Below are 11,958 nucleotides of genomic sequence, written 5' to 3' on the forward strand. Positions count from 1 at the left end.
AGCAGAAGACGGCATACGAGATCATGCCTAGTCTCGTGGGCTCGGAGATGTGTATAAGAGACAGCACCGGGGCCGTCCCGCCGCCACCCCCGGTCGCGCCCCTCGCGCCGCCCGTGGAGCACGGCACCGGAACCGGCGGCGCCACCCTGGCCGTGCTGCTCATCGGCCCCGCGGGCGCCGGCAAGACGACCGTCGCCCGGCACTGGGCGCAGCGCCGCCGCGTGCCCACCGCGCACATCAGCCTGGACGACGTCCGCGAATGGGTCTGCTCCGGCTTCGCCGACCCCCAGTCCGGATGGAACGAGCACTCCGAGGCGCAGTACCGGCTCGCCCGCCGCACCTGCGGCTTCGCCGCGCGCAACTTCCTCGCCAACGGCATCTCCTGCATCGTCGACGACGCCGTCTTCCCCGACCGGCCCGTCGTCGGCCTCGGCGGCTGGAAGCGCCACGTCGGCCCCGGCCTGCTGCCCGTCGTCCTCCTGCCCGGCCTGGAGGTCGTCCTGGAGCGCAACGCCAAGCGCAGCGGCAACCGGCGCCTCTCGGACGAGGAGGTCGCCGCCATCCACGGCCGGATGGCCGGCTGGTACGGCTCGGGCCTGCCGATCATCGACAACTCCACGTACGACGTCGAGACCACCGCCCGCGTCCTGGACGACGTCCTCGCCCGCGCGATCGCGAGCCCGCCCACCTGGTGAGCCCGGGACCGCCGGGCGCCCGGTCGGCCGTTCCGAACAGGCCGTCGCGGCCCGCTCCTCGTAGGCTCGGAGCATGTCAGAGGTGTATGCGGACCGCCGTGTACGGCTGCGCGACCGGTGCGCGGCCACGGGCAGCCCGGCGGCCCTGGTCTCCCGCCCCGCCAACGTCCGCTATCTCGCGGGCGGCTCCCCGCCGGGCGCCGTCCTGCTCGTCGGCCCCGAACCGGAGGCGGACGTCCTGCTCCGCCCCGTCCCGCCCGGGGGCGAAGCGGTCGACGGGCGGCTGGACGAACTGCTCCGGCAGCAGGTCCTGCCCACCGGGGGAGGGGACCCGGCCGTCGCCGCCGTCGACCTCGCCCGCCGGGCGGGCGCCGACGCGCTCGCCGTCGAGGAGCACCACCTGACGGTGGCCCGGCACCGGGCCATGGGCGCCGTCGCGTCCGCGCCCCGCCTCACCGACCTCGACTGCGCCGTGGAGCAGCTCAGGATCGTCAAGGACGAGGACGAGATCGGCTGCCTGCGGATCGCCGCCGAGATCGCCGACCAGGCCCTCGGCGAACTCCTCGAATCCATCCTGGTGGGGCGGACCGAGCGCCACCTCGCCCTGGAACTGGAGCGCCGGCTGGTCGACCACGGCGCCGACGGGGCCGCCTTCCCCACCTCGGTGGCGACGGGCCCGCACTCCGGCCGCCGGGGGCACCGGCCCACCGACCGCCGGGTGGAGGAAGGCGATTTCCTCTCCGTCTGCCTCGGCGCCGACTACCGCGGCTACCGGTGCGAGATCGGCCGGACCTTCGTCATCGGCACCACCCCCGCCGACTGGCAGATCGAGCTGTACGAACTCGTCTTCGCCGCTCAGCGGGCCGGCCGGGAGTCCCTGGTGCCCGGCGCCGAGTACCGGGACGTGGACCGGGCGGCCCGCCGGATCCTGAAGGCGGCGGGGCACGCGGAGGCCGCCGTCCCCCTCACGGGGCACGGGGTGGGGCTCGAAATCGACGAGGACCCGCAGTTGTCACCTTCAGCCATGGGTAAACTGGACGCTTGTGTGCCGGTCACCGTCGAACCGGGGGTCCACCTCCCGGGCCGGGGCGGGGTCCGGATCGATGACACGCTCGTCGTGCGCCAGGAGGCGGACGGCGGACCCGAGCTACTCACCATCACGACCAAGGAGCTGCTCGCGCTGTAGGGCGCGCACGCCTCCCCGGTCCCACGTCAGTCCAGAGTCCAGGAGATTCCGCAACCGTGGCTTCCACGAACGACCTCAAGAACGGCATGGTGCTCAAGCTCGAAGGCGGCCAGCTCTGGTCCGTCGTCGAGTTCCAGCACGTCAAGCCCGGCAAGGGCCCGGCCTTCGTGCGCACCAAGCTCAAGAACGTGCTGTCCGGCAAGGTCGTCGACAAGACCTTCAACGCGGGCGTCAAGGTCGAGACGGCCACCATCGACCGTCGTGACATGCAGTTCTCCTACATGGACGGCGACTACTTCGTCTTCATGGACATGGAGACGTACGACCAGCTGCACGTCGACCGCAAGGCCGTCGGCGACGCCGCGAACTTCCTGGTCGAGGGCTTCACGGCCTCCGTCGCGCAGCACGAGGGCTCGGTGCTCTACGTCGAGCTCCCCGCCGCCGTCACGCTGACCATCCAGCACACCGACCCGGGCGTCCAGGGCGACCGCTCCACCGGCGGCACCAAGCCCGCCACGCTGGAGACCGGCCACGAGATCCAGGTCCCGCTCTTCGTCACCACCGGTGAGAAGGTCAAGGTCGACACGCGCACCAGCGACTACCTCGGCCGGGTGAACGACTAACCGTGGCCGCTCGGAGCAAGGCCCGCAAGCGCGCCTTCCAGATCCTCTTCGAGGCCGACCAGCGCGGCACCTCCGTCCAGGAGGTCCTCGCGGACCAGGTCCGGTACGCCCGCTCGGACGACCGGCAGCCACCGGTCAGCGAGTTCACCATGCAGCTGGTGGAGGGGTACGCGTCCCACGTGGCGCGGATCGACGAGCTCATCGCGACCTACGCGGTGGACTGGGACCTCGACCGGATGCCCGTCGCCGACCGGAACATCGTGCGCCTCGGCGCGTACGAGCTGATCTGGGAGGACGGCACGCCGGACGCGGTCGTGATCGACGAGGCGGTGCAGCTCGCCAAGGAGTTCTCCACCGACGAGTCGCCGGCCTTCGTCAACGGCCTGCTCGCGCGCTTCAAGGACCTGAAGCCGCGGCTGCGCCGGGACGTGGACGCCTGAGTCCCGCCCCCACCCGGTAGCCGGAGGGGCCCGCAGCACCGAGACGTGCCGCGGGCCCCTTCGGCCTGTCCGGGGCCCTTCCGGCCCCTGCAGGCCCCCCGGGCCTCCCCGGCGCCCCTCCCGGACCCGGGGAGCCCCCGCGCGCCGGGGAGCGATCCGTACGGCCCGGAAAACACGAGATCCGTGGACGTCGGCGACGTCCACGGATCCGGCGGTACGTTTCTGCTGGGCCCTCCGAAGGGGTCAGCTGTCCTCGTGGGCGACCGCGCGGCGCGCGTCCGCGTCCAGCACGCCCCAGCTGATCAGCTGCTCGGTGAGGACCGAGGGGGACTGGTCGTAGATGACGGCGAGGGTGCGCAGGTCGTCCTGGCGGATCGACAGCACCTTGCCGTTGTAGTCGCCGCGCTGCGACTGGATCGTCGCGGCGTAGCGCTGGAGCGGGCCGGCCTTCTCCTGCGGGACGTGGGCCAGGCGCTCCAGGTCCAGGACCAGCTTCGGCGGCGGCTCGGCCGCCCCGCCCGGCGTCGTGCCCGGCAGGAGCTCCTGCACCGGCACCCCGTAGAAGTCCGCGAGCTCGGCGAGACGCTGCACGGTCACGGCGCGGTCGCCCCGCTCGTACGAGCCGACCACCACGGCCTTCCAGCGGCCCTGGGACTTCTCCTCCACCCCGTGGAGCGAAAGACCCTGCTGGGTGCGGATGGCGCGGAGTTTGGCCCCGAGCTGCTTTGCGTATTCGCTGGACATAACGCTCCCGGACGCTGTGACGACATGCGGCTGCGCCGCGCGGCTGGTAACTCACTGTGAGGTTACGCAGCGTTACACCCACCCGTCAAGCCGAAAGGTCCGTACCGCCCCCGCCCGGGGGACGGCGCCCGGAGGGGCGCCGGGGGTGCGCGGAGGGCGCCGCGCCACCCCTGGTAGGGTTGAGGCGCAAGTACGACGTCCTTTAAGAGCCGTCCCGTGAGGCGGAGAAGGAGGTCCGTTTCTCATGGACACCCAGCTGGATCCCCGGCAGTACGGCGACGACGCGCGGCCCGTTCTCGAAGGCCCCGACATCGCGCGGGTCCTCACCCGCATCGCCCACGAGATCGTCGAGCGCGCCAAGGGCGCCGACGACGTGGTCCTCCTCGGCATCCCCACCCGCGGCGTCTTCCTCGCCCGCCGGCTCGCCGAGAAGCTCGCCTCCATCACCGGCACCAAGATCCCGGTCGGTTCCCTCGACATCACCATGTACCGGGACGACCTGCGGATGAGGCCCGCCCGCGCCATCGGCCGCACCGAGATCCCCGCCGACGGCATCGACGGACGCCTCGTCGTCCTCGTCGACGACGTCCTCTTCTCCGGCCGCACCATCCGCGCCGCCCTCGACGCCCTCGGCGACATCGGCCGCCCCCGCGCCGTCCAGCTCGCCGTCCTCGTCGACCGCGGCCACCGCGAGCTGCCCATCCGCGCCGACTACGTCGGCAAGAACCTCCCCACGTCGCTGCGGGAGACGGTCAAGGTCCTGCTCGCCGAGGAGGACGGTCGCGACACCGTCCTGCTCGGCTCCAAGCCCGCCTCCTAGCCGGACCGGCTCCCCTGCCCGGGCCGGGGCACCCCCCTGCCCCCGCACGCCCTCACGCCTCCCCACCACGGAGAGAAACCCCGATGATGCGTCACCTCATCTCGGCCGCCGACCTCACCCGCGACGACGCCGTACTGATCCTCGACACCGCCGAGGAGATGGCCCGAGTGGCCGACCGGCCCATCAAGAAGCTGCCGACCCTGCGCGGCCGCACCATCTGCAACCTCTTCTTCGAGGACTCCACCCGGACCCGGATCTCCTTCGAGGCCGCCGAGAAGCGCCTCTCCGCCGACGTCATCAACTTCGCGGCCAAGGGCTCCAGCGTCTCCAAGGGCGAGTCCCTGAAGGACACCGCCCAGACCCTGGAGGCCATGGGCGTCGACGCGGTCGTCATCCGGCACGGCGCCTCCGGCGCCCCGTACCGCCTCGCCACCTCCGGCTGGATCGACGCCCCCGTCGTCAACGCCGGCGACGGCACCCACCAGCACCCCACCCAGGCCCTCCTGGACGCCTTCACCATGCGCCGCCGCCTCGTCGGCCGCGACACCGGACTCGGCCAGGACCTCGCGGGCAGGCGGATCACCCTCGTCGGCGACGTCCTGCACAGCCGGGTCGCCCGCTCGAACGTCGACCTGCTGCACACCCTCGGCGCCGAGGTCACCCTGGTGGCCCCGCCCACCCTGGTCCCCGTCGGCGTCGAGACCTGGCCCTGCGAGGTCTCGTACGACCTCGACGCCGTGCTGCCGAAGTCCGACGCCGTGATGATGCTGCGCGTGCAGCGCGAGCGGATGAACGCCGCCTTCTTCCCCACCGAGCGCGAGTACTCGCGCCGCTACGGCCTCGACGGCGAGCGGATGGCGAAGATGCCCGAGCACGCCATCGTGATGCACCCCGGCCCCATGGTCCGCGGCATGGAGATCACCGCCGAGGTCGCCGACTCCGACCGCTGCACGGTCGTCGAGCAGGTCGCCAACGGCGTCTCCGTCCGCATGGCCGTGCTCTACCTGCTCCTGGGCGGCTCCGAGCCCGCCGTCACCACCACCACCCCCGCCGCCCGCACCGAGGAGAACAAGTAACCATGAGCAAGATCCTGATCCGCGGGGCGAAGGTACTGGGCGGTGAGCCGCAGGACGTCCTGATCGACGGCGAGACCATCGCCGAGGTCGGAACCGGACTGTCCGCCGAGGGCGCGACCGTGGTCGAGGCCGGCGGACAGATCCTCCTCCCCGGCCTGGTCGACCTCCACACCCACCTGCGCGAGCCCGGCCGCGAGGACTCCGAGACCGTCCTCACCGGCACCCGCGCCGCCGCCTCCGGCGGCTACACCTCCGTCTTCGCCATGGCCAACACCCATCCGGTCGCCGACACCGCCGGCGTGGTCGAGCAGGTCTGGCGCCTCGGCAAGGAGTCCGGCTACTGCGACGTGCAGCCCATCGGCGCCGTCACCGTCGGCCTGGAGGGCGAGAAGCTCGCCGAGCTCGGCGCCATGCACGACTCCGCCGCCGGCGTCACCGTCTTCTCCGACGACGGCAAGTGCGTGGACGACGCCGTGATCATGCGCCGCGCCCTGGAGTACGTGAAGGCCTTCGGCGGCGTCGTCGCCCAGCACGCCCAGGAGCCCCGCCTCACCGAGGGCGCCCAGATGAACGAGGGGATCGTCTCGGCCGAGCTCGGCCTCGGCGGCTGGCCCGCCGTCGCCGAGGAGTCGATCATCGCCCGCGACGTCCTCCTCGCCGAGCACGTCGGCTCCCGCGTCCACATCTGCCACCTCTCCACCGCCGGCTCCGTCGAGATCGTCCGCTGGGCCAAGTCCCGCGGCATCGACGTCACCGCCGAGGTCACCCCGCACCACCTCCTCCTCACGGACGAGCTGGTCCGCTCGTACAACCCGGTCTACAAGGTCAACCCGCCGCTGCGCACCGAGAAGGACGTCCTCGCGCTCCGCGAGGCGCTGGCCGACGGCACGATCGACATCGTCGCCACCGACCACGCCCCCCACCCGCACGAGGACAAGGACTGCGAGTGGGCCGCCGCCGCCATGGGCATGGTCGGCCTGGAGACCGCCCTCTCCGTCGTCCAGCAGACGATGGTCGAGACCGGACTCCTCGACTGGGCCGGCGTCGCCGACCGCATGTCCTTCGCCCCCGCCCGCATCGGCCGGGCCACCGGCCACGGACGCCCCGTCTCGGCTGGTGAGCCCGCGAACCTGACCCTGGTCGATCCGGCTTACCGTGGAGTCGTGGACCCCGCGGACTTCGCCTCCCGCAGCCGCAACACCCCGTACGAGGGCCGCGAGCTGCCGGGACGCGTCACCCACACCTTCCTGCGGGGCCGGGCAACGGTCGTGGACGGGAAGCTGGCGTGACACCACTCATCGCAATCGCCGCAGAGGCAGCCGAGAAGAAGTCGGCGGAGGTGACCGACTGGGCCGGAAGGATCGGCTGGGTCGCCGGACTGCTGCTCTTCATCGCCTTCGTGTACTGGCTCATGCGCCAGGGCTGGAAGTGGCGCGGCAGCCTCCAGTCCGGCCTCCCCGCCCTGCCCGCCGCGCCGGAGACGGCCGGCGAGGCGAAACTGACCCTCGGCGGGCGGTACCACGGGTCCACGACCGCCGGGCAGTGGCTCGACCGGATCGTCGCCCACGGCCTCGGCGTCCGCAGCCGCGTCGAGCTCACGCTCACCGACGCCGGGATCACGGTCGTCCGCCCCGGGGCGAACGACTTCCACATCCCGGCCGACGCCCTGCGCGAGGCACGCCTCGACAAGGGCATCGCCGGAAAGGTCCTCGCCGAGGGCGGGCTCCTGATCGTCACCTGGGAGCACGGCGGCACCCTCCTCGACTCCGGCTTCCGGTCCGACCGGGCGGCGGAGCACACCGCCTGGGTCGAGACCGTCAATTCCATGATCAGCGCAACGGAAGGCATCGCACGATGACGACCTCCACCAGGGGAGCCGACAAGGCTCCCGCCGTACTCGTCCTGGAGGACGGCCGCATCTTCCGCGGCCGCGCCTACGGGGCCGTGGGGGAGACCTTCGGCGAGGCCGTGTTCTCCACCGGCATGACCGGCTACCAGGAGACCCTCACCGACCCGTCGTACCACCGCCAGGTCGTGGTCATGACCGCCCCGCACGTCGGCAACACCGGCGTCAACGACGAGGACCCCGAGTCCGGTCGCATCTGGGTCTCCGGCTACGTCGTCCGCGACCCCGCCCGCGTCTCCTCCAACTGGCGCGCGAAGCGCTCCCTGGACGAGGAGCTGGAGCGCCAGGGCGTCGTCGGCATCTCCGGCGTCGACACCCGCGCCCTCACCCGCCACCTGCGCGAGCGCGGCGCCATGCGCGTCGGCATCTTCTCCGGCGACGCCTGGACGGGCGTCCGCGACGAGGCCCTGCTCGCCAAGGTCAAGGCGCAGCCCGAGATGAAGGGCGCGAACCTCTCCGCCGAGGTCGCCACCAAGGAGGCGTACGTCGTCCCCGCGGTCGGCGAGAAGAGGTTCACCGTCGCCGCCGTCGACCTCGGCATCAAGGGCATGACCCCGCACCGGATGGCCGAGCGCGGCATCGAGGTCCACGTCCTGCCCGCCACCGCCACCGCCGAGGACGTCTACGCCGTCCAGCCCGACGGGGTGTTCTTCTCCAACGGCCCCGGCGACCCGGCCACCGCGGACGGCCCCGTCGCCCTCATGCGGGCCGTCCTGGAGCGGAGGACGCCGCTCTTCGGCATCTGCTTCGGCAACCAGATCCTGGGCCGCGCCCTCGGCTTCGGCACGTACAAGCTGAAGTACGGCCACCGGGGCATCAACCAGCCGGTCCAGGACCGCACCACCGGCAAGGTCGAGGTCACCGCGCACAACCACGGCTTCGCCGTGGACGCGCCCCTCGACAAGGTCTCCGACACCCCCTTCGGGCGCGCCGAGGTCTCCCACGTCTGTCTCAACGACAACGTCGTGGAGGGCCTCCAGCTGCTCGACCGACCCGCCTTCTCGGTCCAGTACCACCCCGAGGCGGCCGCGGGTCCGCACGACGCCGCGTACCTCTTCGACCGCTTCGTATCCCTGATGGAGGCCGAGCGTGCCTAAGCGCACCGATATCCAGTCCGTCCTGGTCATCGGCTCCGGTCCGATCGTGATCGGCCAGGCCGCCGAGTTCGACTACTCCGGCACCCAGGCGTGCCGCATCCTCAAGGCCGAGGGCCTGCGGGTGATCCTGGTCAACTCCAACCCGGCCACGATCATGACCGACCCGGAGATCGCCGACGCCACGTACGTCGAGCCGATCACCCCGGAGTTCGTCGAGAAGATCATCGCCAAGGAGCGCCCCGACGCCCTCCTGCCGACCCTCGGCGGCCAGACCGCGCTGAACACCGCGATCTCCATGCACGAGCAGGGGGTCCTGGAGAAGTACGGCGTCGAGCTGATCGGCGCCAACGTCGAGGCCATCCACAAGGGCGAGGACCGCGACCTCTTCAAGGGCGTCGTCGAGGCCGTCAAGGGCAAGATCGGGCACGGCGAGTCCGCCCGCTCGGTCATCTGCCACTCCATGGACGACGTCCTCAAGGGCGTCGAGACGCTCGGCGGCTACCCCGTCGTCGTCCGCCCCTCCTTCACCATGGGCGGCGCCGGCTCCGGCTTCGCCCACGACGAGGAGGAGCTGCGCCGCATCGCCGGCCAGGGCCTGACCCTCTCTCCCACCACCGAGGTGCTCCTGGAGGAGTCCATCCTCGGCTGGAAGGAGTACGAGCTGGAGCTGATGCGCGACAAGAACGACAACGTCGTGGTCGTCTGCTCCATCGAGAACTTCGACCCGATGGGCGTCCACACCGGCGACTCGATCACCGTCGCCCCGGCGATGACGCTCACCGACCGCGAGTACCAGCGGCTGCGCGACATCGGCATCGCGATCATCCGCGAGGTCGGCGTCGACACCGGCGGCTGCAACATCCAGTTCGCGGTCAACCCGGACGACGGCCGGATCATCGTCATCGAGATGAACCCGCGCGTCTCCCGGTCGAGCGCCCTGGCCTCCAAGGCGACCGGCTTCCCGATCGCCAAGATCGCGGCCCGTCTCGCCGTCGGCTACACGCTGGACGAGATCCCGAACGACATCACGGAGAAGACCCCGGCGTCCTTCGAGCCCACGCTCGACTACGTCGTCGTCAAGGCCCCCCGCTTCGCCTTCGAGAAGTTCCCCGCCGCCGACTCCACCCTGACCACCACCATGAAGTCGGTCGGCGAGGCCATGGCGATCGGCCGCAACTTCACCGAGGCGCTGCAGAAGGCCCTGCGCTCCCTGGAGAAGAAGGGCTCGCAGTTCACCTTCGTGGGCGAGCCCGGGGACAAGGACGAGCTGCTGCGCGAGTCCGTCCGCCCGACCGACGGCCGGATCAACACGGTCATGCGGTCGATCCGGGCCGGCGCCACCCCGCAGGAGGTCTTCGACGCCACGAAGATCGACCCGTGGTTCGTCGACCAGCTCTTCCTGATCAAGGAGATCGCCGACGAGCTGGCCGCCGCCGAGAAGCTCGACCCCGCGCTCCTGGCCGAGGCCAAGCGCCACGGCTTCTCCGACGCCCAGATCGCGGAGATCCGCGGCCTGCGCGAGGACGTCGTCCGCGAGGTCCGGCACGCCCTCGGCGTCCGCCCGGTCTACAAGACGGTCGACACCTGCGCCGCCGAGTTCGCCGCGAAGACGCCGTACTTCTACTCCTCCTACGACGAGGAGTCCGAGGTCGCGCCGCGCGAGAAGCCCGCCGTGATCATCCTCGGCTCGGGTCCGAACCGCATCGGCCAGGGCATCGAGTTCGACTACTCCTGCGTCCACGCCTCCTTCGCCCTGAGCGAGGCGGGCTACGAGACCGTGATGGTCAACTGCAACCCCGAGACCGTCTCCACCGACTACGACACCTCCGACCGCCTGTACTTCGAGCCGCTCACGCTCGAGGACGTGCTGGAGATCGTCCACGCCGAGACCCTCGCCGGTCCGGTCGCGGGTGTCGTGGTCCAGCTCGGCGGCCAGACCCCGCTCGGCCTGTCCCAGGCGCTCAAGGACAACGGCGTGCCGGTCGTCGGCACCTCCCCGGAGGCCATCCACGCCGCCGAGGACCGCGGCGCCTTCGGCCGGGTCCTCGCCGAGGCGGGCCTCCCGGCCCCCAAGCACGGCACCGCCACCACCTTCGCCGGCGCCAAGGCCATCGCGGACGAGATCGGCTACCCCGTCCTGGTCCGCCCGTCGTACGTGCTCGGCGGCCGCGGCATGGAGATCGTGTACGACGAGGCCCGCCTGGAGTCGTACATCGCGGAGTCCACCGAGATCAGCCCCACCCGGCCGGTCCTGGTGGACCGCTTCCTCGACGACGCCATCGAGATCGACGTGGACGCGCTCTACGACGGCGAGGAGCTCTACCTCGGCGGCGTGATGGAGCACATCGAGGAGGCCGGCATCCACTCCGGCGACTCGGCCTGCGCCCTGCCCCCGATCACCCTCGGCGGCCACGACATCAAGCGGCTGCGCGCCTCCACCGAGGCCATCGCCAAGGGCGTCGGCGTCCGCGGCCTGATCAACATCCAGTTCGCGATGGCCGGGGACATCCTCTACGTCCTGGAGGCCAACCCGCGCGCCTCCCGGACCGTGCCCTTCACCTCGAAGGCCACCGCGGTGCCGCTGGCGAAGGCCGCCGCCCGCATCTCGCTGGGCGCCACCATCGCCGAGCTGCGCGCCGAGGGCCTGCTGCCGAAGAACGGCGACGGCGGCACCCTGCCGTTCGACGCGCCGATCTCCGTCAAGGAGGCCGTCATGCCCTGGAGCCGCTTCCGCGACATCCACGGCCGCGGCGTCGACACCGTCCTCGGCCCGGAGATGCGCTCCACCGGCGAGGTCATGGGCATCGACTCGGTCTTCGGCACGGCGTACGCCAAGTCGCAGGCCGGGGCCTACGGGCCGCTGCCGACCAAGGGCCGTGCGTTCATCTCGGTCGCCAACCGGGACAAGCGCTCGATGATCTTCCCGGCCCGCGAGCTGGTCGCTCACGGCTTCGAGCTCCTGGCCACCTCCGGCACCGCCGAGGTCCTCAAGCGCAACGGCATCAACGCCACCGTCGTCCGCAAGCTCAGCGAGGGCGAGGGCCCGCACGGCGAGAAGACGATCGTCCAGCTGATCCACGACGGCGAGGTCGACCTCATCGTCAACACCCCCTACGGCACCGGCGGCCGCCTCGACGGCTACGAGATCCGCACCGCCGCCGTCGCCCGGGGCGTCCCGTGCCTGACCACCGTCCAGGCACTCGCCGCGGCCGTCCAGGGCATCGACGCGCTCAGCCACGGCGGCGCCGGCGTCCGCTCCCTCCAGGAGCACGCCGAGCACCTCGTCGCGGCCCGCGACTAGCAGCCCGTACGAAGAGGGGGACACCGGCCACCGTGCGGTGTCCCCCTCTTCATGACCGAACAAGGGATAT

11 protein-coding genes are annotated in these 11,958 nt (G+C 71.6%); 10 read left to right on the top strand and 1 reads right to left on the bottom strand.

Annotated features, from left to right (window positions below):
* From OO47_RS20785 to nusB, 4 genes are all read left to right on the top strand, one after another.
* Positions 1 to 695: AAA family ATPase (locus OO47_RS20785; RefSeq protein ID WP_051736401.1), on the top strand; the 695-nt coding region annotated here is incomplete at its 5' end.
* A gap of 73 nt (positions 696 to 768) precedes the next feature.
* Positions 769 to 1,881, top strand: coding sequence for an aminopeptidase P family protein (locus OO47_RS20790; RefSeq protein ID WP_030214959.1), 1,113 nt, complete (start codon positions 769 to 771; stop codon positions 1,879 to 1,881).
* Positions 1,882 to 1,937: 56 nt separating this feature from the next.
* Positions 1,938 to 2,504 (top strand): elongation factor P, encoded by a 567-nt coding sequence (efp, locus tag OO47_RS20795; protein WP_030214960.1) that lies wholly within the window; start codon positions 1,938 to 1,940, stop codon positions 2,502 to 2,504.
* A 2-nt stretch (positions 2,505 to 2,506) separates the two neighbouring features.
* Positions 2,507 to 2,944 carry a transcription antitermination factor NusB gene (gene nusB, locus OO47_RS20800; RefSeq protein ID WP_030214965.1) on the top strand — a complete coding sequence of 146 codons (438 nt, stop codon included), beginning with the start codon at positions 2,507 to 2,509 and terminating at the stop codon, positions 2,942 to 2,944.
* A 243-nt stretch (positions 2,945 to 3,187) separates the two neighbouring features.
* Here the strand turns inward: nusB and bldD are convergent, their stop codons facing one another.
* Complete coding sequence (bldD, locus tag OO47_RS20805) at positions 3,188 to 3,688, bottom strand: transcriptional regulator BldD (RefSeq protein WP_030214967.1); 501 nt, start codon at positions 3,686 to 3,688, stop codon at positions 3,188 to 3,190.
* A gap of 244 nt (positions 3,689 to 3,932) precedes the next feature.
* On the opposite strand from bldD, the gene pyrR reads away from it, so the two are divergent.
* The 6 genes from pyrR to carB all read left to right on the top strand — a co-directional run bounded on the left by pyrR (position 3,933) and on the right by carB (position 11,888).
* A complete protein-coding gene (gene pyrR, locus OO47_RS20810; RefSeq protein WP_030214969.1) occupies positions 3,933 to 4,508 on the top strand; it encodes a bifunctional pyr operon transcriptional regulator/uracil phosphoribosyltransferase PyrR in 576 nt (191 codons plus the stop codon).
* 83 nt (positions 4,509 to 4,591) lie between these two features.
* Positions 4,592 to 5,584, top strand: coding sequence for an aspartate carbamoyltransferase catalytic subunit (locus tag OO47_RS20815; protein WP_030214972.1), 993 nt, complete (start codon positions 4,592 to 4,594; stop codon positions 5,582 to 5,584).
* Between the two features lie 2 nt (positions 5,585 to 5,586).
* Positions 5,587 to 6,873 carry a dihydroorotase gene (locus OO47_RS20820; RefSeq protein WP_030214975.1) on the top strand — a complete coding sequence of 429 codons (1,287 nt, stop codon included), beginning with the start codon at positions 5,587 to 5,589 and terminating at the stop codon, positions 6,871 to 6,873.
* Positions 6,870 to 7,442 carry a PH-like domain-containing protein gene (locus OO47_RS20825; protein ID WP_030214979.1) on the top strand — a complete coding sequence of 191 codons (573 nt, stop codon included), beginning with the start codon at positions 6,870 to 6,872 and terminating at the stop codon, positions 7,440 to 7,442. The genes OO47_RS20820 and OO47_RS20825 overlap by 4 nt, the downstream gene beginning before the upstream one ends.
* Positions 7,439 to 8,587 carry a glutamine-hydrolyzing carbamoyl-phosphate synthase small subunit gene (gene carA / locus OO47_RS20830; protein ID WP_030214981.1) on the top strand — a complete coding sequence of 383 codons (1,149 nt, stop codon included), beginning with the start codon at positions 7,439 to 7,441 and terminating at the stop codon, positions 8,585 to 8,587. The genes OO47_RS20825 and carA overlap by 4 nt, the downstream gene beginning before the upstream one ends.
* The gene (gene carB, locus OO47_RS20835; RefSeq protein WP_030214985.1) at positions 8,580 to 11,888 is read left to right on the top strand and encodes a carbamoyl-phosphate synthase large subunit; all 3,309 of its coding nucleotides are present in this window, start codon (positions 8,580 to 8,582) and stop codon (positions 11,886 to 11,888) included. The genes carA and carB overlap by 8 nt, the downstream gene beginning before the upstream one ends.
* The last annotated feature ends 70 nt before the right edge of the window (positions 11,889 to 11,958 follow it).

The organism is Streptomyces bikiniensis, from assembly GCF_000716625.1.
GTDB classification, from domain to species: Bacteria; Actinomycetota; Actinomycetes; order Streptomycetales; family Streptomycetaceae; genus Streptomyces; species Streptomyces bikiniensis.